Genomic DNA, 22,267 nt, shown 5'->3' on the forward strand with positions numbered 1-22,267 from the left:
CCGTAGGGTCAGCTCGGTGAGCACCCGCCCGGTCGGCCTCCCGCGCTGGGTCGTCGTCCCGGCGGCGCTGGGCGCGGTCTTCGTGCTGCTGCCGCTGGTGGCGGTCGTCGCCCAGGTCGACTGGTCGAGCTTCGGGGCGCTCATCACCTCCGAGTCCTCGCGGGCGGCGCTGGCCCTGAGCCTGCGCACCTCGGCAGCGAGCACCGCGGCCTGCGTCGTGGTCGGGGTGCCGATGGCGCTGGTGCTGGCGCGCACCCGCTTCCCCGGCCAGGGCGTGCTGCGCTCGCTGGTGCTGCTGCCGCTCGTGCTGCCCCCGGTGGTCGGCGGCCTGGCCCTGCTCTACACCTTCGGCCGCCGCGGGTTGGTGGGGGAGACGTTCCCGGTGCTGGGGGAGGAGATCGCGTTCTCGACCCTCGCCGTCGTCATGGCGCAGACGTTCGTGGCCCTGCCCTTCCTCGTCGTCAGCCTCGAGGGAGCGCTGCGCACCGCGGGGGAGCGCTACGAGGTCGTCGCCGCCTCGCTCGGCGCCCGGCCGACCACGGTGCTGCTGCGCGTGACGCTGCCGCTGGCCCTGCCGGGCCTGCTCTCCGGGGCGGTGCTCGCCTTCGCCCGCTCGCTCGGCGAGTTCGGCGCCACCATCACCTTCGCCGGCAGCCGGGAGGGCGTCACCCGCACCCTGCCGCTCGAGATCTACCTGCAGCGCGAGACCGACCCCGACGCCGCCATCGCCCTGGCCCTGGTGCTGGTCGTCGTCGCCGTGCTCGTCATCGGCCTGGCCGGCCAGCGGCGGGCCGCATGAGCCTGGTCGTCACCGCCACCGTGCCCGAGCGCGACGTCGACGTCAGCCTCGCGGTCGCGCCCGGCGAGACGGTCGCGCTGCTCGGGCCCAACGGTGCGGGCAAGTCGACGCTGCTCTCCGTCGTGGCCGGGCTGCTGCGACCGGCCACCGGTCGGGTCGAGCTCGCGGGACGCGTCCTGGCGTCGTACGGCGGGGGGCGGGGGCGCGTCGACCTGGCGCCGCACCGCCGGCGGGTGGCCCTGCTCGCCCAGGACCCGCTGCTCTTCCCGCACCTGAGCGTCCTCGACAACGTGGCCTTCGGCCCCCGCAGCACGGGGGCGGGCCGCACGGCCGCGCGGGAGCGGGCCCGGTCGTGGCTGGAGGAGGTGGGCATCGCCGAGCTGGCCGACCGTCGTCCCGGCCAGGTCTCGGGCGGGCAGGCCCAGCGGGCGGCGGTGGCGCGGGCACTGGCCGCCGAGCCCGACCTGCTGCTGCTCGACGAGCCGATGGCCGCGCTCGACGTCGCGGTCACGCCGGCGCTGCGCCAGGTGCTGCGCCGGGTGCTGGCCGAGCGCACCTGCGTGCTGGTCACCCACGACGTGCTCGACGCCCTGCTGCTGGCCGACCGGGTCGTCGTCCTCGACGGCGGGCGGGTGGTCGAGGAGGGCCCCAGCCGTGAGGTGCTCACCCGGCCCCGGTCGGCGTTCGCCGCCCGGCTGGCCGGTCTCAACGTCGTCGCGGGCCGCTGGGACGGCGACCACCTGGTGCTGCCCGACGGCGGCGTCGTGGGAGGGCGCGTCGTCGGTGACGGGCCCGCCCGCGGGACCTCGGCGGTGGCGGCGTTCCGCCCGACCGCGGTCGCGGTCTACCGCGAGGAGCCGCACGGCAGCCCGCGCAACGTCGTGGCCACCGAGGTCGCCGCGGTCGAGCCGCTGGGCGACCTCGTCCGGGTCCGCGCGGGCGACCTGGCCGCCGACGTCACCCCGCAGGCCGCGGCCGAGCTGGAGCTGGTGCCCGGGCTCCGGGTGTGGTTCTCGGTGAAGGCGACCGAGGTCGAGGTCTACCCCGCCTGACCGGCGACCTGCCTACCCTGTGCGCGTGACGACCCCACCCGTGCGCTCGCGCCAGCCCCTGCCCGGCATCAGCTCCCGCGCCTGGGAGCACCCGGCCGACCGCGGCGCGCTGGTCGCGCTGCGCAAGCTGCGCGGCTTCGACACCGTGCTCAAGGCGGTCTCGGGGCTCGTCAACGAGCGGACGACCCGGCTGCTGCTGCTCGGCACGGCCGTCCGGGTCGACGAGCGCCAGTTCCCCACCCTGCACTACCTGCTCCTCGACGCCTGCCGGGTCCTCGACGCGCCCGAGGTGCCCGAGCTCTTCGTGCGCGCCGACCCGACGCTCAACGCCATGACCATCGGCCTCGACAAGCCAGTCATCGTGCTCAACTCCGCGCTGGTCGACCTGCTGGCCGAGGACGAGCTGCGCTTCGTGGTCGGCCACGAGCTCGGGCACGCCCTGAGCGGGCACGCGCTCTACCGCACCCTGCTGGCCCGGCTGCTGTCGATGACCGGGGTGCTGGGCTCGATCCCCCTCGGCGGGCTCGGGGTGCGGGCCATCATCGCCGCCCTCATGGAGTGGCAGCGCAAGTCCGAGCTGTCGGCCGACCGGGCGGGGCTGCTGGCCACGCAGGACCCGGCGGCGGCGGTCCGCACCCACATGCAGACCGCGAGCGGCGGGCTCGTCGGCGAGCTCGACACCGCGACGTTCATGGCCCAGGGCCAGGAGTACCTCGAGTCCGGCGACCTGCGCGACTCCGTCCTCAAGCTCCTCCTCGTCGAGCGCACCACCCACCCCTTCGCTGTCGTCCGGGCGGCCGAGCTGCGCCGCTGGGTCGACTCCGGTGAGTACGCCGCCGTGCTGGGCGGCACCTACCCGCGCCGTGCCGACGACGACGACGCCGCGGTCACCGACGCCGCCAAGGACGCCGCGAGGTCCTACTCCGCCGCCTTCGAGGCCTCTCAGGACGCGGTCGGCAAGATGGTGCACGACATCGCCGGTGTCGCCGGCAGCATGAAGGTCTGGCTCGACGAGAAGCTGCGCCGCGGCGACGCCTGAGCAGCGCCGACGCCGAGGTCGCGGGACTTCGGGGCTCGCTGCGCTCGCACCCCAGCCACCGGGTCGGCTCAGCGGCGGCCGCGACGCCGCCGACGGGGCGGCTCGACGGTCCAGAGCGTCGGCACGTCGGCGACCAGCCAACAGCTGCCGGCGACGACCTGCCCGGGCTGCGGGACCTCGGGGTGGGCCGAGGCGGCGAGGCACACGGTCACCTCGAACCCGAGGGTGCGCACCTTGGCCACCTGGAACCGCTGCCCGGTGACCTCGTGCGTGCGGCCCTCCGAGAGCAGCACCGTGCCGGCCAGGTGGGCGGTCGGCTCGGCCGCGGCCGGGTCGGCGAAGGCGCCGTAGGAGACGAACGACTCGGCGGCGAACCGCTGCTCCTCGGGTCCCGGCTCGCCCAGCAGGCTGGCCTCCGAGGCGGCGAACGCGGCGGCGTCGGCGTGCACGGTCATCTCGACCCCGAGGGCCGCGACCGACGCGCGCACCGGGCCGGCGAGGCCGGCCCCGAGGTGGCGCCGCTGCTCGAGGTCGACGGCCAGGCGGGTCACCAGCTGGTCGTCGTCGTCGAGCACGTCGGCCAGCACCACGGCGCCGTGCGGGACGAGACCGCCGAGCCGGGCGCCCGGCACGCCGTCGTAGGAGGGGACCAGGTCGATGGTCTGGCCGTCGGGGTCCTGCACGACGACCACCCGGGAGCCGCTGGGGTCGTCGTGGCGCACCGACTCGACGCCGCGCAGCCGGCCGGCCACGCGCGTGGGCATGGCGGTGAGGTGCTGGTTGAGCTCGTCGAGGCCCGCGACGTCGAGACCGATGCAGGCGAGGGTGGACGGCATGGCGCCACGGTAGCGACGCGCTTAACAACACAAAACCAGTACAGATAGGCCAATTATGGTACGGTCCTCCAGTGTCCTGTCTCGACGTCCACCAGCACGCGTGGCCGGCTGCGCTCGTCGAGGAGCTGCGACGCCGGTCGCACGGGCCGCGCGTCGTGGCCGACCGGCTGCTGCTCGACGGCGAGCCCGACTTCGCGCTGGTGCCCGGCGCGGGCGTGCTCGCGCCCCTGGCCGAGCGGCAGGCGACCGACACGGCCGACGGTGTCGACCGGGCCCTGCTCTCCCTGAGCTCGCCGCTCGGCATCGAGACCCTCGACCCCACCGAGGCCGCCCCCCTGCTCGACGCGTGGCACGGCCTCGCCGCCGACCTCGGTCCCGCCCACGGGCTGTGGGCGGCGGTCAACCTGGTCGAGCCCGACCTCGGAGGGCTGCGCGACACGCTCGCCGCACCCTCCGTGGTCGGGCTCCAGGTGCCCGCCACGGCGCTGCTCGACCCGCACGCCCTCGAGCGGCTCGCCCCGGTGCTCGCCGTCGTCGAGGCCGCCGACGCGCCGGTGCTGGTGCACCCGGGCCCGGCCGAGCCCGTGGCCGGCCCCGGGGAGGACCTGCCGGGCTGGTGGCCCGCCCTGACGTCGTACACCGCGCAGCTGACCGCGGCCTGGATGGCCTGGCACGTCGCCGGGCGGGCGCTGCTGCCGACGCTGCGCATCTGCTTCGCGGCCCTGGCGGGCCTCGCGCCGCTGCACCACGAGCGGCTGACGGCACGCGGCGGCCGGTTCGGCGCCGTCGACCGCCACGTCTACTACGACACCTCCTCCTACGGCCCGCGCGCCGTCGATGCCGTGGTGCGGGTCGTCGGCGTCGACCCGATCGTGCACGGGTCCGACCGGCCCTACGCCGAGCCCCGCGACCCCGGCCTGGGCGAGGCGTTCTCCCGGGCCTTGTTCACCACCAACCCCTACCACCTGCTCCACGGAGGAGTCCGATGACACTGGTCACCCCTGGTCTGGCCCCGCCGTCGGCCGTGGCGAGCGCCTGCGTGCTCGACGTCGACGACCTCCCTGCCCTGCCGGGCCGCGAGCTCACGTCGACCGAGCTGCGGGCCTGGGTCCGCGAGGTCGCCGCGCGGCCCGAGCTGTGGGAGCGGTACGTCCGCCACGACGGCGCCGACGAGCGCGGCAGCCGGCACTTCGTCTCGCTCTACCGCGACGCCGACATCGACGTGTGGCTGCTGTGCTGGAACCTCGAGGACGACACCGGCTGGCACGACCACGACACCTCCTCCGGTGCCGTCGCGGTCACCCGCGGCGCGGTCACCGAGAGCCGTCCGCGGCTCGGCGGCACGCCCGTCGTGCAGACCGTCAGGGCCGGCCGCACCCTCGCCTTCGGCCCCGACCACATCCACCGCATGGGCGGCGCCGTCGACGGGTCGGTCTCCATCCACGCCTACTCGCCGCCGCTGTGGCGGATGGGGCAGTACTCCATCAGCGACTCCGGCGTCATGCGCCGCTGGTCGGTGTCGTACGCCGACGAGCTGCGCCCCCTCGACGGCTGAGGCCCGGCCGGTCCCGCTGACCCGTCGGGGACGACGGGTCGGCCTGAGGCCGGTTCAGTCCTCGCTGACCTGGTCGCGCAGCCGGTCTCGCTGGGAGTGCAGCGCGAAGATGCGCTCGGCGAGGACGTCGGGGTCCTTCTCGTCGTCGCCGGCGATGATCTGGCCGCCGATGATGAGCTGGCCGACGTAGATGCCCTCGTCCGCGAGCTCGTCGTGGAGGAGCTCGATGTAGGCCTTCTGGCCGGCGAAGGCGATCGAGGTGCCCGTGACGGCGCGGCCGGGCTTGACGGCCGAGCCGCCGTTGACGAACAGGATGCTGGGCTTGGCGTCGTCGGGCAGGAAGCGCATGCCGGGCAGCACCTGGTGCACGGCCGCGACCGGGCCGTAGATGGAGAACTCGACCGGTCCGCGCAGGTCGGCGGGCGTGGTCTCGAGCACCGGCCGCATGAAGTCCTTCTGGGGCAGCGGGCTGTACTGCAGGACCTCGATGGGTCCCAGGGTCTCGGTGGCCTGCTCGAGCGCGGCGGCGATGCTCTCCGGGTCGCGCACGTCGGCCACGAACCCCTTCGCCTGCACGCCGTCCTGCTCGAGCTCGGCGGCGAGCGCGTCGAGGCGGCCCTGGTGGCGGGAGACCAGCGCGACGCTGAAGCCCTCCTTGCCGAACCGCCGGGCCACGGCTGCGCCGAGCCCCTTGCCGGCACCGATGATCGCAAGAGTCGTCATGGCTCCAGTCAACAGGCGCCCCGCCCACCCCTTCGGTTGCCGGCGCGGCCCGCCACACTGGCCCCGTGGCACGAGCACTGGTCCTGGGCGGCGGCGGCATCACGGGCATCGCGTGGGAGACCGGCCTGCTGGCCGGTCTCGCCGAGGCGGGTGTCGACCTCACGACCGCCGACCGGGTGGTCGGCACGTCGGCGGGCTCGATCGTCGGCGCGCAGGTGACCTCCGGCATCGGCCTCGAGGAGCTCTACCGGCGCCAGCTGCTCCCGCCCGCCGAGCTCGGCGACACCGCGCCCCTGGCCTCGATCGGGCCCTCCGTGCTCGTCCGGTACGCCGCCGCGCTGGTGCGCGCCCGCGGCGACGTCGAGGCGTTCGGCCGGGTGCTGGGGCGGGCCGCGGTCCGGCAGGCGGCGCGCGGCCGGGTGCCCACGGTGGCCGAGCGCTACGAGCAGGTGGCCCAGCGCATCGGCGGGCTCGTGTGGCCCGACCGCGACCTCGTGGTGACCGCGGTCGACGTCGGCACGGGGGAGCTGGCGGCGTTCGGCCCGCGCGGCCCGCTCGCCGGCGTACCGTTGGAGGACGCGGTCAACGCCTCGTGCGCCGTGCCGTGCGTCTACCCGCCGATCCCGATCGGCGACCGCACCTACGTCGACGGCGGCATGCGCTCGGGCGCCAACGCCGACCTGGCCGCGGGCTGCGACCCGGTGGTCGTGCTGGCGCCGCTCGACCGCTCGCTCGGGCCGCTGCGCAGCGCGGCCGCCCAGCTGGGCGACCTCGGCGTCCGCCACGTCGTCATCACGCCCGATGCCGACGCCCGCGCGGCCATCGGCAAGAACGTCCTCGACCCCACCGCCCGTCCGCCGTCGGCCCGGGCCGGCCGCGCCCAGGCCGCGGCCCACGTGGCCGAGCTCACGGAGCTCTGGGGAGACCGAGCAGGCTGACGACCTGCTCCGCGGCCTCGGTGGCCGACAGCGCGTCGTTGTCGACCCGCACGTGCTCGAAGCGGTGCGCGAGCGGGAACGGCTGGTCGGGTCCGGTGCTCAGCCGGTGCTCCTCGTCGGACTCGACCAGGTGCCTGCGCGCCCACTCCTGGTCGCGCTTGGACGCCTTGGCCGCCAGCCGCTCCGGCGTGCCCTCCCGCCCGAGCCGGGTCTCCTGGCTCGACCACAGCTCGGCGAACGACACCCGGCCGCCGGCCGCCGCCACCGGGGCGACCAGCCGCTCGACGTACGCCGTGTCGGCGGGGGAGTCCAGGCCCCAGACGAGGGTGAGGACGAGCCCGGGGAGGTCGGAGGCGGCGGCCTCCTCGATGACCCGGCGCCGGAGCTCCTCCCGCAGCCGCTCGAACGGCTCGGTGCCCCAGTCGAAGACCTCGAGCAGCGGCTCGATCGTGGCGTGGTTGTGGAACAGCCGGTACGGCGTCAGCCGCGCGACCTCGCGGCCGACGGACATCTTGCCGACCGCCGGCGGCCCGAACAGGACGACCAGGTGCACCCGCACAGTCGAGCAGGTCGTGCGGAGTGGTGGCGACCGGACATCGAGCCCACCACACGGTGGTCGAGGAAGGCAGGCGCCCGTTCCAAGACCACTGGAGCCGCTGCGGTCGTGTGGTCTCGGGACGGGACTTCGTCCCTCCTCGACCACCGTGGGTCCGGTCTACCCGGGCCACACGGTGGTCGAGGAAGGCGCGCCGGCGGCTGTCTCGAGACCCCTCGCCGCAGGGCTCAGCCCTGGAGGGCGCCGATCGCCTCGTGGATCGAGAGGGTGCGGCGGGCGGACTCGACGTGCAGGTTCTCGACCATGCGGCCGTTGTAGGTGACCACCCCGGAGCCCTTGCCGCCCTCCCACGCCGCGATGAGCCCCCGGGCGTCCTCGACCGCCTTCTCCGACGGGGCGAAGGCGGTGTTGGCGCCCTCGACCTGGCCGGGGTGGATGAGGGTCTTGCCGTCGAAGCCCATCTGGCGGCCCTGCTCGCACTCGGCGAGGAACCCCTCGGTGTCCTTCACGTCGTTGTAGACGCCGTCGACGATCGCGACGCCGGCGGCGCGGGCCGCGAGGAGGGCGGTGTGCAGCGAGGGCAGGATCGGGGCCCGGCCGGGCACGTGCTCGGCGTACAGCTCCTTGACCAGGTCGTTGGTGCCCATGACGAGCACGGCGAGCCGCTCGGACGCGCGGGCGATGGCCAGGCAGTCGAGGATCGCCACGGGCGTCTCGACCATGGCCCACAGCCGCGTGTGGTCGGGGGCACCGGCCTTCTCCATGGCCGCCACGAGGCGCTGCACCTCCTCGGCACTGCCGACCTTGGGCACCACGACCCCGGCGGGTCCGGCGGCCGAGGCGGCGGCGATGTCGGCGTCGTGCCACTCGGTGCCGAGGCCGTTGACCCGGATCGTGACCGTACGACGGCCGTACTCGCCCGACGCGGCGGCCGCGCAGGCGGCGTCGCGGGCGGCCGGCTTGGCGTCCGGGGCGACGGCGTCCTCGAGGTCGAGGATGAGCCCGTCGCACGGGATGGACTTGGCCTTCTCGAGCGCGCGCTCGTTGCTGCTCGGCATGTAGAGCACCGAGCGCAGCGGCGTGAACGCGGCCCCGGTCCCGTCCTCAGTCATCGGAGACCTCGATCGCGTCGTACTGCTCCTTCAGCTCGGGGTCGATGGCCGCGAGCTGGTCGGCGAGCTCCACCATGACCAGGCACTGCTTGAGGGAGGCGTCGTCCTCCATCTTGCCGTCGAGCATCACCGCGCCGGTGCCGTCGCCCATCGCCGCGACGACGCGCTTGGCGTGCGCGATGTCGTCGACGCTGGGGGAGAAGACCTTCTTGGCGATCGCGATCTGCTTGGGGTGCAGGCTCCAGGTGCCGACGCAGCCGAGGAGGAAGGCGTTGCGGAACTGGTCCTCGCACGCCGTCACGTCGGTGATGTCGCCGAACGGCCCGTAGTAGGGGTAGATGCCGTGCATCGCGCACGCGTCGACCATGCGGGCGATCGTGTAGTGCCAGAGGTCCTGCTGGTACGTCGGCCGGCTCGCGTCGGGCTGGTCGGGGACGGGGTCCTGCCGCACCAGGTAGCCGGGGTGGCCACCGCCGACGCGCGTGGTCTTCATCCGCCGGTCGGCGGCGAGGTCGGCCGGGCCGAGGGAGAGGCCCTGCATGCGCGGGGAGGCGCCGCAGATCTCCTCGACGTTGGCCATGCCGCGGGCCGTCTCGAGGATCGCGTGGACCAGGATCGGGCGGTCGAGGCCGGCCTTGGCCTCGAGCTGGGCGAGCAGGCGGTCGACGTAGTGGATGTCCTCGGCGCCCTGCACCTTCGGCACCATGACGACGTCGAGCTTGTGGCCGATCTCGGGCACCAGCGTGGTCAGGTCGTCGAGCGCCCACGGGCTGTCGAGGCTGTTGATCCGCGTCCAGAGCTGGGTCGGGCCGCCGGTGCCGAGGCCCTCGGTCGAGCCGCCGATGCGCACGAGCCCCTCGCGGGCCGCGACCTTGTTGTCGGCCTTGACCGCGTCCTCGAGGTTGCCGAGCAGCACGTCGACGGTGCCGACCATCTGCGGGATCTTGGCGGCCATCTTCTCGTTGGACGGGTCGAAGAAGTGGATGGCCCGGCTCGGCCGGAACGGGATCGAGGTCAGCGGCTCGGGCGCGCCGACCGCGAGCGGGCGGAAGAAGTCCTTGGCGCTCTGGGATGCGGGCATGGCGCGGAAGTTAGCAGTCGTTCACCTCGCGCCGGTATGACCGATCTCGCAGCGGCCGGGGTGGTCCCTCAGCCCGTACGACGCGGGCGCCACCACCGCCGTCGCTCCCGCCGCTCGTGCTGGGCGGCCGCCGCGGCCTCGGCCCGGGCGGCGCGACGGGCCTCGCGCCGCTCGGCCCACGCGGCGACGGTCTCCTCGACGTCGCGGGGCATGGTGATCAGCGGCGGGCCCTCGGGCGCGCGGTAGCGGGCGGCGACGACGCGCTCGTTGAAGTCGGTGACCACCCGCCGCACCTCGGCCTCGAACGCGATGCCGTCGAGCGTCGCGTCGAGCTCGGCGTCCTCGTGGCGCAGCTGCACCGAGAACGGCAGCACGGTGATGTTCTCGCGCTCGACCAGCTTCTTCAGCCACCAGTCGGGGTCGTGGCTGTCGCCGAGCCCCTCGATGGGCTTGCCCGCGCCGGGCAGGTCGTCGAAGTCGCCGCGCTCGATGGCGATCCGCAGCTGCTCCTCGACCCAGCGGTCCTTGCGCTGCATGCGGGCAGCCGCGGCCGCCTGCCCGGTGCGGCCGTCCTTCTCGCGCTCGGTGGGCCGTCGGTCCTCGGTCATGGCGATCACCTCGGGACCATCCTAGGAAACCGGTGGTCGGCGGGGGTCCCGGCGCGACCGTCGCGCCTGCCCGAGGGGTGGTGCCACCCGGGTCGCGCCCGGCTAGGAAGGCTGCGACGCCCCAGACCTTCGGGAGATCCCATGCGTGTCCGTCCCCCGGCCCGGATCGCCGCGGCCACCACCCTCGTGCTGGCCGGCAGCCTGCTGGCGTCCACCCCGGCCGCGACCGCCTCGCCGTCGCCGGCCGCGCCCCGCGTGGTCGGGCCCACCACGGCCGAGCGGCCCACGCCCCGCAGCCAGGAGCAGCGGCTGCGCCGTGCGCTGCGCAAGGTGGTCCGCGCCGGCGCGGTCGGCGTGACCGCGCAGGTGGTCGACCGCGGCCAGGTGTGGTCGGGGGCCGCGGGTGCGGCCCAGCGGTCGCCGTACCGGCGCGCGACGCCCGACGCCCGCTTCCGCGCGGCCAGCGTGACGAAGATGGTCACCTCGACGATGGCGCTGCAGCTGGTCGACCGTGGCACCTGGACCCTCGACACCACGATCGGTGACGTCCTGCCCGGCGCGTGGCCGGCCCGGTCCGACGTCACCCTGCGGCAGCTGCTCAGCCACACCAGCGGCCTCCCCGACTACCTGGTCGCGCTGGGCGCCGAGGGCACCACGCTGGCCAAGTTCCGCGCGATCATCGGTCCCCGTCGCACCGACCGCGAGCTGCTCGCCGTCGCCAAGGGCCTGCCCTCCCTGTTCGAGCCCGGGACCTCGTGGGGCTACTCCAACACCAACTTCGTCGTCGTCGGGATGATGCTGCGCCGCCAGACCGGGGTGCCGCTCACCCGGCTCGCCGAGCGCCGCGTCCTGCGCCCGGCTGGGATGGACGAGAGCACCTGGGCCGTGCGCAAGGGCCTGCGCCGACCGGCCCTCGTGGAGTACGCCGGGCTGGGGCGCGACGGCCGGCAGGTGCCGCTGCGGGAGTTCTCCCCGACGATGTTCTCCGGGGCCGGCGCGCTCGTCTCCACGGCCCGCGACCTCAACCGCTTCCAGTGGGCACTGTCCAGCGGCCGGCTGCTGCGCCCCGCCACGGTGCGGCTCATGCGCTCGGTGGTCAACGAGCCGGCTCGCGACGGGTTGCCCTACGGCTACGGCAGCTACCGGCTGCCCGACCCCTGCCGCGACGGAGGCTCCGTCCACGGCCACGACGGCGCGTCCTGGGCCACGCTCACGTTCTCCTTCTCCTCCGCCAACGGGCGCCGACGGGTCACCGTGGCCATGACCGGGCGCGAGTACTCCCTGGAGGAGACACCGGCCGCCGACGCGTTGCACGACTTCCTGGAGGTCGCCCTGGCCACCACGTGCCGCGGCAGCGCGGGCGGCTCGGGCGGCTCGGGCGGCTCGGGCCGGGTCGACGGGGTGCGTCCGCCGCTGCCGGCCGCGTCCGTGCGTCCCGGGGTGGTGGTCCGGTGAGCACGCTCGAGCTGGTCACGCTGTCCGCCCCCGACGTGTCCGCCGAGGCGTACGTCGCCCGGCCCGACGACGGGGGCGCAGCCGGCGTGCTGTTCTGCATGGACGCCATCGGGCTCCGGCCGCGGATCGCGGAGATGTGCGAGCGGATCGCGTCGTGGGGCTACGTGGTGCTGGCGCCCAACCTCTTCTACCGCGAGGGCTCGGCCGCTGCGCTGGCCCCGACCGCCGACCTGCGCGAGCCCGGAGCGCGCGAGGAGTTCTTCGCCGAGGCGATGCCCCGGGTCGGGCGGCTCACGAGCGACCAGGTGCTGCCCGACGTGGCGGCGTACCTCGACGCCCTGCGTGGCCTCGAGGGCGTCGCCGACGGACCGGTCGGCGTCACCGGCTACTGCATGGGGGCGCGGGTCGCGCTGCGCGCCGCGTGCGCGCACCCCGACCTCGTGGCGGCGTGCGGCGGGTTCCACGGTGGCGGGCTGGCCACCGACGAGCCCGACAGCCCCCACCTCGGACTCGGGTCGGCGCGGGCGGCCTTCGTCATGGGCCACGCCGACAACGACGGCTCGATGCCGCCCGAGGCGGTCGCCACCCTCGGCGCGGCGTTCGCCGAGCACGGGCTGGAGGCGAGCAACGAGGTCTACCCCGGCGCCGCCCACGGCTACTCGATGGCCGACACCTCGATGCACGACGAGGCCGCGACCGAGCGGCACTTCACCGAGCTGCGCGACCTGCTCGACCGGACGCTGCGCCGCTAGGTCCGGTCGCGGTCGTCGCCGGGCCGCGTGTCCAGGCGCGCCTCGAGGCGCTCGAGGCGCTCGAGCACCTCGTCGAGCGCCCGGACCAACGCGGCGTCGGCGGCGGCGTCGCGCTGCTCGGCCGGCCGCTCGTCGCTGCGCACGAAGATCGAGGCCAGGCTGGCGCTGACCACCGACAGCATGGCGAACCCGGTGACCATCAGCGCCGCGGACACCAGGGCGCCGGCCGTGGTGCGCGGGGCCTCACCGACGAACCCCTCGGTCATCACCAGCGACAGCGACCACCACATGCCGTTCCAGAAGCCGCCCACGGTGTCGGACTCGACCGCGGCCGCGGCGCCCCCGCCCACGACGAGCAGGAACGAGCCGGACGCCAGGGCCAGGCCCAGCCAGCGGCCGCCGAGCTGCGGGACCCTCACGCCGGCGCCCGCCGGTCCTCGACCGGCTGCCAGCCGCCGCGGTGCACGACTTCCCGCCACGGCGTACGGCGGCGACGCGCGGGTGATCCCGGCGCGCCGCCGGCCTCGGGGTGGCCGATGGTGATGACGCCGATCGGGTCGTGGCTGTCGGGGATGGCGAACGCCGAGCGCACGGCCGGCTCGCGTCCGGCGGCGAGGCCGGAGAAGCAGGCACCGAGACCTTCGTCCACCACCGTCTGCAGGATCAGCAGCGAGGCCATGGCGGCGTCCATGTGCCAGTAGGGCATGGCCCAGCGGTCCTCGTCGCGGTCGGTCCAGCCCTTGTCGGGCTCGGCGTAGCGGTCGAGGTAGGCGGCCTTGCTGCTGCACGGCAGCACGACCACGGGTGCGCGCATCATGCCCTCGAGCCACCGGCCGGGGGCGTCGACCTCGTCGCTGCTGGCGCGCCAGAACCGCTCGACCTGCTCGGGGGTGTCGAGCACCACGAAGGCCCAGCCCTGGCTGAACCCCGCGCTCGGCGCCCGGGTCGCGTTGGCCAGGGCCCGGTCGACCACCGCCGGGTCGACGGGGGTCTCGGCGTAGCGGCGGACCATGCGGCGGCGTCGTACGACGTCCTGGAGCTCCACCGCGCCAGCCTAGGCTCCGGGCGGTGCGGGAGGTGCCGGCTCGGCCGGCCTCCGCGCTCCCCACCGCCGCCGGCCCGGTGCCCCGGGGGGTGTCTGCCGCGCGGCCCGTCCCGGGGATGCAACTCACCGTCCGCACGACTCACCCGCCCGAATGCGGGCGGGTGAGTGCACCGGACGGTGAGTTGCATCGGTCCGGCCGGCCAGCCGTGACACCCCCGGGGGCATCGAAGGGGCCGGGTCGTGACGGCCCTCACGCCGGTCTGAGGTAGGGGGCGGTGGGGCCTAGGTGGGTTGCCCGATGTGGGGCACTACCTCAGGCGACGACTCTCTCCTCATGACGCCGGCACCGGGCCGGCCCTGAGGTAGGCAGGAGACGCCGCCATGCACGACTACATGACCATCCAGGCCGAGATGGACTACCGCCGCGAGCGCGTCTCGCGCGCCATGGGCGCCAGCCGTCCGCGCCGCCGGGGCGGCGACCGCACCCGGGTCCCGTTCGTGGCGGGCCGCGAGGACCGCGGCGAGGCGCGCCGCGCCCGCTGACCCGCGCCGGGCCACCCGCCGAGCCCGCGGAGCGCGATGATGGAGCACGTGGCCATCCAGTCCAGCACCATGGTGGGGCGTGACGCCGAGCTGGCACAGGTCGCTGCGTCGCTCGGGGTCCGCCCGCCACGGCCCGCGGACCGGCTGACCGACGTGCTCCTCTCCGGCGACGCCGGGGTCGGCAAGACCCGCCTGCTCCGCGCCCTGCGCGACGAGGCCAAGGCCGAGGGCTGGCAGGTGTACGCCGGCCACTGCCTCGACTTCGGCGACAGCGCGCTGCCCTACCTGCCGTTCTCGGAGGTGATCGGGCGCCTGGCCGCCGAGCGGCCCGAGGTCGTCGCCGAGACCGCGGCGTCCTACCCCGCGCTGACCCGCCTGCAGCCCGTCCGCCGCCAGCTCAACGACGCCGAGCCCGTCGACGCCGAGACCTCCGCGCTCGACCGGGCCGACCTGTTCCGGGCGATGGCCGCGGTGCTCGAGGCCGCCGCCCGCACCGCCCCGCTGCTGCTGGTCATCGAGGACACCCACTGGGCCGACCAGTCCACGCGCGACATGCTGAGCTACCTGCTCTCCCGCGTCGACGCCGACGGGTACGCCGTCGTCGCGTCCTACCGCTCCGACGACCTGCACCGCCGCCACCCGCTGCGCCGCCAGGTCGCGGAGTGGTCGCGGCTGCGCGGGGTCGAGCGGGTCGGGCTGGCGCCGCTCGCCGACGACGACGTCCGCTCCCTCGTGCGCCAGCTCGTGCCCGGCGGGCTGCCGGAGGCCGAGCTGGCCGACGTCGTCGCCCGCGCCGAGGGCAACGCGTTCTTCGTCGAGGAGCTCGTCAGCGCCGCCGCCGAGCCGGGCGCGTTCGTGCCGGCCGACCTCGCCGACGTGCTGCTCGTGCGCCTCGACCGGCTCGACGACCAGGCCCGCCAGGTCGTGCGCACCGCCAGCGCGAGCGGCCGCCGGGTCAGCCACGAGCTGCTCGAGGCCACCTCCGACCTCTCGCCCGAGGCCCTCGGCGCCGGCCTGCGCGGGGCGGTCGAGATGAACGTGCTCGTCGCCGACCGCGGCTCCTACGCCTTCCGGCACGCCCTGCTCGGCGAGGCGGTGTACGACGATCTCCTGCCGGGGGAGCGCACCGCCCTGCACGCCCGGTACGTCGCCGCGCTTCAGGAGAGCGCCCGGGCCACCGGTCCGGGCCGGAGCGCGGTGCGCGGCACCGCCGCCGAGCTGGCCCGGCACGCCCGGCTGGCGCTCGACCGCACCACCGCGCTCCAGGCGAGCGTGCGGGCCGGCAACGAGGCGATCGCCGTCGGTGGCCCCGACGAGGCGGCGTACCACTACCAGCAGGCGCTGGAGATCCTCAGCGCCCCGACGGCCGCGACCGACCTGGGTGGGTACGACGAGCACGGCGTCGACCTGGCCAAGCTGGTCGTCAAGGCCGCCGACGCCCTGGTCGCCTCCGGTGACCCCGAGCGCGCGGTCGCCGTCGTGGCCGAGCAGCTCGACCGGCTGCCCGCCGACGCCCCCGACACCTGGCGGGCGCGGATGCTCAGTGCCCAGGCCGCGGCGTCGTTCATGACCGAGAGCGACGCAGACGCCAGCGCGATCTCCGCCCGTGCCGTGGCGCTCGCGCCCCCGGGCGACAGCGGCCTGCGGGCCAAGGTGCTGGCCACCCACGCCCGGATCCTGCTGGCCTACGAGCGGTTCGAGGAGGCCGAGACGGTCGGCCTCGACGCGCTCGAGCTGGCCGAGCGGCTCGACCTGCACGAGATGGCCTCCGACGTCATCACCACGCTGTCGGTGCTGAAGAAGACCGGCCCCAAGGAGGGCCTGCGCGAGGCGCTGCAGGAGGCGGTGGCCCGGGCGGAGGAGTCCGACGCGATCCACGCCGAGCTGCGCGGTCGCTTCCTGGTGGGCCGCTCCTACGAGGACTGGGCCGAGTTCGACGAGGCCGAGCGGTGGTTCGCCGGGGCCATCGACCGCGCCGTCGACGCGGGGCTGCCGTGGGCGCCGTACGGCTTCGAGGCCCGCTGGCAGCTGGCCTGGATCCACATCGTGCGGGGCGCGTGGGACCGCGCGCTCGACCTGTTCGTCGTCGAGGGCCCGTTCCCGCCGCCGATCCCGCGGGCCATGCTCTCGACGCTGCGGCTCTCGATCCACCAGGCCCGGGGTGACGACGTCACCGCGCGGATCGCCGGGCTGCGGCCGTTCTGGCGGCGCGAGGGCGCGGTCGCCATCCACGCCGCCGCGATCGAGATGGTCGCCGCGGGCCGGCGCGACGAGCCCGAGACCGCCCTGGCGTCCTACGACGAGGCGGCGCGGGTGCTCGCGAGCATCTGGCACGAGTGGTTCAGCGCCCGCATCCGGCTGGCGGCGGTCGCCGTGGGCGTGGTGGCCGACGCGATGGAGGGCCGCAGCGCGGCCGAGCGGGAGGCGCTGGTGGCGCGCGTGGAGCGGCTGCACGCCGACGGGCACGAGGTGCTCGACCGCTACACCGACCCCTCGGGCCACTGGGGTCCGGAGGGCCGGGCGTGGGTCAAGCGGCTCGACGCCGAGGTGCTCCGCGCGCGCTGGCGGGCCGGGGTCGACGCGCCGGCGCTCGACGTGCTGGTGGAGACCTGGCGCGAGGCGGAGGCGCTGTTCGCCGACTTCGGGCACGTGCACGAGCTGGCGCTGGTGCGCACCAAGCTGGCCGGCATCCTGCGCGCCACCGGCGACCTCGCGGGCGCGCGGGTGCTCGGCGACGCCGCCCGCGAGGCCGCCCGTCGCCTGGGCGCCCAGCCGCTGCTCGACGAGCTCGTGGCGATCGGGTCCGCGCCCCAGCCCGCGGTCCGGCCCGGTGCGGCCGGCCCGGTCGTCGCGCTGACCGCGCGCGAGCGCGAGATCCTGGGCCTCGTCGCCGACGGCCGCACCAACGGCGAGATCGCCAAGCTGCTCTACATCAGCACCAAGACCGTCTCGGTGCACGTCTCCAACATCCTCGGCAAGCTCGACGCGGGCGGGCGCACCGAGGCCGCGGCCATCGCGCGCCGCACCGGCCTGATCGACTGAGGCTGCGGGTCAGGCCAGGTCAGGGCAGGTCAGGCCCACCCGCAGTGCGTCGCCACGAAGCGGCGCAGCGCGGCCCGGGTCTCGTCGGGCAGCGGCAGGTACGACGCGGCGCCGGCGGGCAGGTCCGGGGCCGTGACGTGCAGCGGCACGAGCGTGCCGACCTTGTCCTCGGCCAGCGCGTGCGGGTCGCAGCGCCCCGGCACCAGGCGCAGCACCGTCTCGACCGGCGCGCCCGACAGCGGCACCGGGTCGGCCCCCGGCCAGACCGCGGTGCCCGGCGCCAGCGCGAAGAGCACCGTGCGGTCGAACCCGGCGAACGCCACGTCCGCCCGAGCCCCCGTGGGCACCAACCGCACCGGCAGCTCCAGCACCGAGGCGCGCCCCGACCCGACGACCCGGGGCCGGCCCGTGGTCACCGAGGCCGCCTCCTCGGTGGTGCGCTGGGCGCAGTCGCGCTCGAGGAGCAGCCCGACGGCGCCGTACCGGTCGGTGGCGGTGGTCGTCGAGACCCGCTCCGGCCCGTCGTCGAGGCGGTAGGTCAGCCGCACGGTGGCGTCGGACCCGGTGCCGCAGCGGCCCAGCGGCAGCACGAGGTCGAGGTCGGTCTCGTTGACGAAGCGCTCCTCGCCGGTCCACGTCACCGCACCCCACCGGTCGGAGGAGACCTCGGCGCGGGTCACGGTGACCGAGGCGTCGTCGTCCTCGGCGCCGTTGACCAGCCGCACGAACGCGCCACGGCCCACCCGGTCGAGCCGCCCCTGGTCGACGTACGCCGCCAGGGTGCTCGGCCACGGCGCCGAGGCCGGCCCGGGTGGTGCGGGCTCGTCGGGCCCGCCGCAGGCGACCAGCGGCCCGGCGGCGACGACCAGCGCGACGAGCGCGACGAGGAGCGCGCGGCGGCCGGTCACGGCCCGAGCGTAGGTGCGTACCCGCGAGTAGGGTCGAGGGCGTGACCGCGCTCGACGACGTCTCGGCCCTCACGAGCGAGCGGCTCCGCCGCACCAACCCGGTCGGCGGCGCCGGGGGCGCGCGCGTGCCGGCCGACGTCGCGCTGCCGCCGGGGCCGCGGTGGCCGGCGCTGGCGCAGACGGTGGCGCTGATGCGGTTCCGGCACTGGTTCCACCCGTGGCTGCACCGCACCTACGGCGACACCTTCACCGTGCGGCTGCTGCCCGGCGGGCGCCCGCTGGTGCTGTTCACGCGGCCCGAGCACACCAAGGAGATCTTCGCCGGCGACCCCGAGGTCTTCCACGCCGGCAAGGGCAACGCGATCCTCGGGCCGGTCATGGGCTTGCACTCCCTGCTGCTGCAGGACGGCGCGGAGCACCAGCGCGCCCGCAAGCTGATCATGCCCGCGTTCAACGGCGCCGCCCTCAAGGGGTACGCCGACCTGGTCGGCGACCTGGCCCGCGACGAGGTCGCCCACTGGCCCGACGGCGCGACGTTCCGCTCCCTGGACCGGATGAACGCGCTGACGCTCGAGGTGATCCTGCGCGTCGTCTTCGGCGTGACCGACGAGGCCCGGCTGGCCGCACTCCGACCACGGGTCACCGAGGTCATCGACATCTCGCCCGTGGTGCTGCTCGGCTGGGGCTACCCGCGGCTGCAGCGGCACGGGGTCTGGAAGCGGGCCACCGACAACCAGTACGAGCTGGACCGCCTCATGCTGGCCGAGATCCGGGAGCGCCGCGAGGCGTCCGACCTGGCCGAGCGCAGCGACGTGCTCTCGCGCCTGGTCCGGGTCGGCAGCGGGCCGGGCGACGACCCCGAGGACCGGCTCTCCGACGTCGAGCTGCGCGACCAGCTCGTCACCCTGCTGCTCGCCGGCCACGAGACGACGGCCACGGCGCTGGCCTGGGCGCTCCTCGAGCTCGGCCGCCACCCCAACCTGCACGCCCGCACCGTCCGCGCGGCCGCGGAGGGCGACGACGCCTGGCTGGAGGCGGTGGTCAAGGAGTCGATGCGGCTGCACCCCGTCATCCCGATGGTGGTCCGCACCCTCGTGCGACCGGCCACGATCGGCGGGCGCGACCTGCCCCGCGGCGTCACGGTCGGCCCCTCCATCGTGGTCACCCACCAGCGCGGCGACCTCTTCGACGACCCGGACCGCTTCGACCCGGAGCGGTTCCTGGGCCGCAACCCGGCGACCGGCACCTGGATCCCCTTCGGCGGCGGCGTCCGCCGCTGCATCGGCGCCGGCTTCTCGCTCATGGAGGGCGTCGAGGTGCTGCGCGAGGTCTTCCGGGCCGTCGACGTCACCGCCGCCGGCGACGACGTGCCCCAGGTCCGCAACATCACCTCGGTCCCGCGTCGTGGTGCCCGGGTGACGGTCCGCCGCCGCCAGCAGCGTTAGTCCCTGGCAAGAATCACGGGTCGGAGCCCCGGCACCCGTGATCCTTGCCAGGGACTACCCCCGGTCCGGGGTGCCGAACGCGGGGTCCCGGCCGACGAAGGCCATCAGCGCGGTGACCGGGTCGGCGTCGGCGGGGGCGGGCACGCGGGCGCCGTACTGGGCGGAGGTGCGGAGCACCTCCTCGATCGGCTCCATGCCGGCGAGCAGCTGGGCGGCGTACGTCGGGTCCAGCCCGGCCGTCGGTCCGCCCAGGCCGACGGCGCGGGCGAGGTCCCAGGTGTGCATGAAGACGTCGGCGACGTAGAAGCGCGCGACGGCCTCGGGCAGCGGGACCTCGCCGAGGTGGGGGTTGACCAGCACCCGGTCGGCGGTGGTCGGGTCGTCGAGCAGCGCCTGCACGGACTCGGCCTGCGCCCGCCAGGCGGCCGCCGGGTCGGCGTCGACCGGCGGGCCGGCGGGCAGCCGCACCCCTGCGCCGCCTGCGAGGAACGGCGGGAACCACTCCACCAGGTGGCGTACGACGTCGCGTGCCGCCCAGCCCGCGACCGGCGCGGGCGCGTCCCAGCCGCCTGCGGGGGTGGCGTCGGCGACGGCCCGGAACCCGTCCGCGACGACGCGGTGGAGCTGGGCCGGGTCGTCGTCGGTGCGCACGGGCCCAGCGTGCCGCAAGGACGATCATTCGCACCAGGTCGGCTGAGGAGCAGGCTGGTCCCGTGACCGACGCCCTCGCGCTCCTCCTCGACCTGGCCCAGGCCGGGCTCGACGACCCGGACGCCGGCGGAGCGGAGCTGGCGGCGCGGGCCCACCTGTCGCGCTTCCACTTCGACCGCCTCGTGACCGCCGCCGGGGGCGAGGCCCCGGGGGCGCTGCGCCGGCGGGTGCTGCTCGAGCGGGCGGCGTACGAGCTGGTGCGTCACCCCGACCGCACCGTGCTCGACGTGGCGGTCGCCGCGGGCTACGGCTCGCACGAGGCGTTCACGCGGGCCTTCCGGCGGGCGTACGGCGCTCCGCCGTCCGCCTTCCGCGACGGCCCGCGGACCCGTCCGCCGGTCACCGTCCGGTCGCTCGAGCTGCCCGGCTCGAGCGGCGTCCACTTCCGACCCCCGGGCGGCCTCCGGCTGCCCGCACCACGCAAGGAGAGCTCCATGGACCTGTTGCTGCAGATGGTCGACCACCACGTCGACTCCCTCGCCGCACTCATCGCCGCGGCCGCCGACCTGCCGGCCGAGGTGGTCGACCGGCCCATCACGCAGTCGGTGGAGGGCGTCGACGACGACCCCACCCTGCGCGGCCTGCTCAACGGGATGGTCACCCAGGAGGAGCACTGGCTCAACGCCGTGCGCGGCCAGGACTGGCCCGACGAGAGCGACCAGACCGTCGCCGGCCTCGCCGCCCGGCATGCCGTGGCCGGTCGCGACTACCGCGACTTCGTGGCCCGGGCCATCGCCGAGGACGCCATGGTCGACACCTTCGTCGACACGACCTGCCAGCCCATGGCGACCCACAGCGTGGGCGGCACCATCGCGCACGTCGTCACCTTCGGCGCGGTGCGCCGCACGATGGCCGTGGGGGCGCTGTGGACCGCGGGCGTGCGGGACCTCGAGAAGGCCGACCCGCGGCCGCGGCTCGACGCGCTGGCCGCTCGTTGAGCCGCTACGCCTCGATCAGCCCAGCGGGCTCGACCGTGGCGGCGACGGTCTCGAACAGGTCGCACCAGGCGGGGTAGTCCTCCCGCGCGGCCGAGCAGGTCAGCGTCGTGCCGCAGCCGTCGACCAGCCAGGACCACTGGTCGCAGAGGACGTCGACCGTGCCGACCCGGTGGGCGAACCGGTGGTAGACCACCTCGTGCTCACCGAGGTCGAAGACGTCGTCGTCCTCCACGGCCAGGTCGACCAGCAGGTCGGCGAGGTCGCCGAGCGCGTCGGTGCGCCAGGCCTCGACGTCGTCGTGGTCGGTGCGGCCGACGCGCAGCAGCAGCTCGGGCCGCAGGCCGCTCGCCGGCAGGGCCGGGGCCCGCGCGGCGAGCACGACCCCGTGCTCGGCGAGCTGCGGGTCGTGGCGGCGCCGCCACGACGGCGGGATCGCGACGGACACGGACGGGGCGGGAGCGCTGGAGTTCGCAGTCATGCGGACCGGTCTGCTCCCGCGGGGCCTGGGGACAAACGGCGTCACCGGCCGCCTGTGGACAACCGCGCGCGCAGCACCACCGAGTCCACCCGCGGCGGCCGGGCGAACGCCCGCCGCGGCACGGCCCGCCCGACCTCGACCGACCACCGGCGCGACCAACGTCCGGCGCCGGGGGCGCGGCCCTCGGCCCACCGCCGGGCCAGGCCGCGCTGCACGACCAGGTCGGCCGAGACCAGCCGCGACCCCGGGGTGAGCAACCGGGCCAGGAGCGCGCTCGTCCCGTCGTACGGCGGGCTGCCGACGGCCCGGAACGGCCGGCGCGGCAGCCGCAGGTCGCGCACGTCGGCCCGGATGACCGTCAGCCGCGGCTCGTCGACGGCCAGGTCGTGCAACGTGCGGAGCCGCCCGGCGTGCAGCTCGACGGCGAGCCCCCGGGCGCCGGTCGCGAGGAGCGGACGGGTGATGGCCCCCCGCCCGGCTCCCGGGTCGAGCACGAGGTCGCCGGAGCCGACGGGAGCGTCGGCGACGAGCCGCCGTGCCGCGGCGTCAGAGAGCGGGTGCCAGCCCCACCGGTCGGGCCGCCCGGGCTGCGGCCCGGGCACGACGCACCGTCACGGTCAGCCAGGTCGTCTTCATGCTCCGACCCTCGCA

24 protein-coding genes are annotated in these 22,267 nt (G+C 75.6%); 12 read left to right on the forward strand and 12 right to left on the reverse strand.

Features of this window, described 5'->3' with window-relative positions; translation table 11 throughout:
• Positions 1–16: 16 nt before the first annotated feature.
• From FJQ57_RS16160 to FJQ57_RS16170, 3 genes are read left to right on the forward strand one after another with little or no spacing between them, the layout of a single operon-like run.
• Positions 17–799: an ABC transporter permease gene (locus FJQ57_RS16160; RefSeq protein ID WP_139982277.1), complete on the forward strand. Its 783-nt coding sequence runs from the start codon at positions 17–19 to the stop codon at positions 797–799.
• Positions 796–1,851 (forward strand): sulfate/molybdate ABC transporter ATP-binding protein, encoded by a 1,056-nt coding sequence (locus FJQ57_RS16165; protein ID WP_139982279.1) that lies wholly within the window; start codon positions 796–798, stop codon positions 1,849–1,851. The genes FJQ57_RS16160 and FJQ57_RS16165 overlap by 4 nt, the downstream gene beginning before the upstream one ends.
• A gap of 25 nt (positions 1,852–1,876) precedes the next feature.
• The gene (locus FJQ57_RS16170; protein ID WP_246081854.1) at positions 1,877–2,890 is read left to right on the forward strand and encodes a M48 family metallopeptidase; all 1,014 of its coding nucleotides are present in this window, start codon (positions 1,877–1,879) and stop codon (positions 2,888–2,890) included.
• Positions 2,891–2,958: 68 nt separating this feature from the next.
• Here FJQ57_RS16170 and FJQ57_RS16175 read toward each other — a convergent pair whose 3' ends face one another.
• Positions 2,959–3,726 (reverse strand): hypothetical protein, encoded by a 768-nt coding sequence (locus FJQ57_RS16175; protein WP_139982285.1) that lies wholly within the window; start codon positions 3,724–3,726, stop codon positions 2,959–2,961.
• A 71-nt stretch (positions 3,727–3,797) separates the two neighbouring features.
• On the opposite strand from FJQ57_RS16175, the gene FJQ57_RS16180 reads away from it, so the two are divergent.
• Complete coding sequence (locus tag FJQ57_RS16180; RefSeq protein ID WP_139982288.1) at positions 3,798–4,715, forward strand: amidohydrolase family protein; 918 nt, start codon at positions 3,798–3,800, stop codon at positions 4,713–4,715.
• Positions 4,712–5,281 carry a cysteine dioxygenase gene (locus FJQ57_RS16185; protein WP_139982291.1) on the forward strand — a complete coding sequence of 190 codons (570 nt, stop codon included), beginning with the start codon at positions 4,712–4,714 and terminating at the stop codon, positions 5,279–5,281. The genes FJQ57_RS16180 and FJQ57_RS16185 overlap by 4 nt, the downstream gene beginning before the upstream one ends.
• A 54-nt stretch (positions 5,282–5,335) precedes the next feature.
• On the opposite strand, the gene FJQ57_RS16190 is transcribed toward FJQ57_RS16185, so the two are convergent.
• Positions 5,336–6,004: an SDR family NAD(P)-dependent oxidoreductase gene (locus FJQ57_RS16190; protein ID WP_139982294.1), complete on the reverse strand. Its 669-nt coding sequence runs from the start codon at positions 6,002–6,004 to the stop codon at positions 5,336–5,338.
• Between the two features lie 65 nt (positions 6,005–6,069).
• Here FJQ57_RS16190 and FJQ57_RS16195 point away from each other — a divergent pair, with 65 nt between their 5' ends.
• Complete coding sequence (locus tag FJQ57_RS16195; protein WP_139982297.1) at positions 6,070–6,942, forward strand: patatin-like phospholipase family protein; 873 nt, start codon at positions 6,070–6,072, stop codon at positions 6,940–6,942.
• On the opposite strand, the gene FJQ57_RS16200 is transcribed toward FJQ57_RS16195, so the two are convergent.
• The 4 genes from FJQ57_RS16200 to FJQ57_RS16215 form a co-directional block, all read right to left on the reverse strand.
• Positions 6,911–7,495 carry a DEAD/DEAH box helicase family protein gene (locus FJQ57_RS16200; RefSeq protein WP_139982300.1) on the reverse strand — a complete coding sequence of 195 codons (585 nt, stop codon included), beginning with the start codon at positions 7,493–7,495 and terminating at the stop codon, positions 6,911–6,913. The two genes, FJQ57_RS16195 and FJQ57_RS16200, sit on opposite strands and share 32 nt — an antisense overlap.
• Positions 7,496–7,725: 230 nt before the next feature.
• Entirely contained in the window at positions 7,726–8,610 is an 885-nt protein-coding gene (locus tag FJQ57_RS16205; protein WP_139982304.1) for an HpcH/HpaI aldolase/citrate lyase family protein, read from the reverse strand.
• Positions 8,603–9,691 carry an HpcH/HpaI aldolase/citrate lyase family protein gene (locus FJQ57_RS16210; RefSeq protein WP_139982307.1) on the reverse strand — a complete coding sequence of 363 codons (1,089 nt, stop codon included), beginning with the start codon at positions 9,689–9,691 and terminating at the stop codon, positions 8,603–8,605. Before FJQ57_RS16210 ends, FJQ57_RS16205 begins: the two co-directional genes overlap by 8 nt.
• 68 nt (positions 9,692–9,759) lie before the next feature.
• A complete protein-coding gene (locus tag FJQ57_RS16215) occupies positions 9,760–10,299 on the reverse strand; it encodes a DnaJ family domain-containing protein (protein WP_139982310.1) in 540 nt (179 codons plus the stop codon).
• 141 nt (positions 10,300–10,440) lie between these two features.
• Between FJQ57_RS16215 and FJQ57_RS16220 the strand changes: the two genes are divergently transcribed.
• Positions 10,441–11,754, forward strand: a complete 1,314-nt coding sequence (locus FJQ57_RS16220; protein WP_139982313.1) for a serine hydrolase domain-containing protein — start codon at positions 10,441–10,443, stop codon at positions 11,752–11,754.
• Positions 11,751–12,506 (forward strand): dienelactone hydrolase family protein, encoded by a 756-nt coding sequence (locus FJQ57_RS16225; protein WP_211349003.1) that lies wholly within the window; start codon positions 11,751–11,753, stop codon positions 12,504–12,506. The genes FJQ57_RS16220 and FJQ57_RS16225 overlap by 4 nt, the downstream gene beginning before the upstream one ends.
• On the opposite strand, the gene FJQ57_RS16230 is transcribed toward FJQ57_RS16225, so the two are convergent.
• A complete protein-coding gene (locus FJQ57_RS16230; RefSeq protein ID WP_139982316.1) occupies positions 12,503–12,925 on the reverse strand; it encodes a hypothetical protein in 423 nt (140 codons plus the stop codon). The two genes, FJQ57_RS16225 and FJQ57_RS16230, sit on opposite strands and share 4 nt — an antisense overlap.
• A complete protein-coding gene (locus tag FJQ57_RS16235; RefSeq protein ID WP_139982319.1) occupies positions 12,922–13,551 on the reverse strand; it encodes a nitroreductase family protein in 630 nt (209 codons plus the stop codon). Before FJQ57_RS16235 ends, FJQ57_RS16230 begins: the two co-directional genes overlap by 4 nt.
• Positions 13,552–13,932: 381 nt before the next feature.
• Between FJQ57_RS16235 and FJQ57_RS22630 the strand changes: the two genes are divergently transcribed.
• Both FJQ57_RS22630 and FJQ57_RS23650 read left to right on the forward strand, forming a co-directional pair.
• Positions 13,933–14,094 carry a hypothetical protein gene (locus FJQ57_RS22630; protein WP_170219473.1) on the forward strand — a complete coding sequence of 54 codons (162 nt, stop codon included), beginning with the start codon at positions 13,933–13,935 and terminating at the stop codon, positions 14,092–14,094.
• A 48-nt stretch (positions 14,095–14,142) separates the two neighbouring features.
• Positions 14,143–17,136 (forward strand): helix-turn-helix transcriptional regulator, encoded by a 2,994-nt coding sequence (locus FJQ57_RS23650; RefSeq protein ID WP_170219474.1) that lies wholly within the window; start codon positions 14,143–14,145, stop codon positions 17,134–17,136.
• A gap of 29 nt (positions 17,137–17,165) precedes the next feature.
• Here the strand turns inward: FJQ57_RS23650 and FJQ57_RS16245 are convergent, their stop codons facing one another.
• Positions 17,166–18,044, reverse strand: a complete 879-nt coding sequence (locus FJQ57_RS16245) for a hypothetical protein (RefSeq protein WP_139982325.1) — start codon at positions 18,042–18,044, stop codon at positions 17,166–17,168.
• Positions 18,045–18,085: 41 nt separating this feature from the next.
• Between FJQ57_RS16245 and FJQ57_RS16250 the strand changes: the two genes are divergently transcribed.
• Positions 18,086–19,489 (forward strand): cytochrome P450, encoded by a 1,404-nt coding sequence (locus tag FJQ57_RS16250; protein ID WP_139982328.1) that lies wholly within the window; start codon positions 18,086–18,088, stop codon positions 19,487–19,489.
• A gap of 54 nt (positions 19,490–19,543) precedes the next feature.
• Here FJQ57_RS16250 and FJQ57_RS16255 read toward each other — a convergent pair whose 3' ends face one another.
• Positions 19,544–20,140, reverse strand: coding sequence for a maleylpyruvate isomerase N-terminal domain-containing protein (locus FJQ57_RS16255; protein ID WP_139982331.1), 597 nt, complete (start codon positions 20,138–20,140; stop codon positions 19,544–19,546).
• Between the two features lie 62 nt (positions 20,141–20,202).
• Here FJQ57_RS16255 and FJQ57_RS16260 point away from each other — a divergent pair, with 62 nt between their 5' ends.
• Positions 20,203–21,138 carry a helix-turn-helix domain-containing protein gene (locus FJQ57_RS16260; protein ID WP_170219475.1) on the forward strand — a complete coding sequence of 312 codons (936 nt, stop codon included), beginning with the start codon at positions 20,203–20,205 and terminating at the stop codon, positions 21,136–21,138.
• Positions 21,139–21,142: 4 nt separating this feature from the next.
• Here the strand turns inward: FJQ57_RS16260 and FJQ57_RS16265 are convergent, their stop codons facing one another.
• A complete protein-coding gene (locus FJQ57_RS16265; RefSeq protein WP_139982336.1) occupies positions 21,143–21,616 on the reverse strand; it encodes a hypothetical protein in 474 nt (157 codons plus the stop codon).
• 41 nt (positions 21,617–21,657) lie between these two features.
• A complete protein-coding gene (locus tag FJQ57_RS16270; protein WP_139982339.1) occupies positions 21,658–22,218 on the reverse strand; it encodes an rRNA adenine N-6-methyltransferase family protein in 561 nt (186 codons plus the stop codon).
• Positions 22,219–22,267: the final 49 nt, after the last annotated feature.

It is taken from the genome of Nocardioides litoris, assembly GCF_006346315.1.
Classification (GTDB): domain Bacteria; phylum Actinomycetota; class Actinomycetes; order Propionibacteriales; family Nocardioidaceae; genus Nocardioides; species Nocardioides litoris.

Excerpts from the sequence above, each read along its gene's own strand:
- FJQ57_RS16190 (WP_139982294.1), bottom strand. The coding sequence starts at position 6,004 with ATGACGACTCTTGCGATCATCGGTGCCGGCAAGGGGCTCGGCGCAGCC.
- FJQ57_RS16165 (WP_139982279.1), top strand. The coding sequence starts at position 796 with ATGAGCCTGGTCGTCACCGCCACCGTGCCCGAGCGCGACGTCGACGTC.
- FJQ57_RS16265 (WP_139982336.1), bottom strand. The coding sequence starts at position 21,616 with ATGACTGCGAACTCCAGCGCTCCCGCCCCGTCCGTGTCCGTCGCGATC.
- FJQ57_RS22630 (WP_170219473.1), top strand. The coding sequence starts at position 13,933 with ATGCACGACTACATGACCATCCAGGCCGAGATGGACTACCGCCGCGAG.
- FJQ57_RS16215 (WP_139982310.1), bottom strand. The coding sequence starts at position 10,299 with ATGACCGAGGACCGACGGCCCACCGAGCGCGAGAAGGACGGCCGCACC.
- FJQ57_RS16205 (WP_139982304.1), bottom strand. The coding sequence starts at position 8,610 with ATGACTGAGGACGGGACCGGGGCCGCGTTCACGCCGCTGCGCTCGGTG.
- FJQ57_RS16210 (WP_139982307.1), bottom strand. The coding sequence starts at position 9,691 with ATGCCCGCATCCCAGAGCGCCAAGGACTTCTTCCGCCCGCTCGCGGTC.
- FJQ57_RS16175 (WP_139982285.1), bottom strand. The coding sequence starts at position 3,726 with ATGCCGTCCACCCTCGCCTGCATCGGTCTCGACGTCGCGGGCCTCGAC.
- FJQ57_RS16185 (WP_139982291.1), top strand. The coding sequence starts at position 4,712 with ATGACACTGGTCACCCCTGGTCTGGCCCCGCCGTCGGCCGTGGCGAGC.
- FJQ57_RS16220 (WP_139982313.1), top strand. The coding sequence starts at position 10,441 with ATGCGTGTCCGTCCCCCGGCCCGGATCGCCGCGGCCACCACCCTCGTG.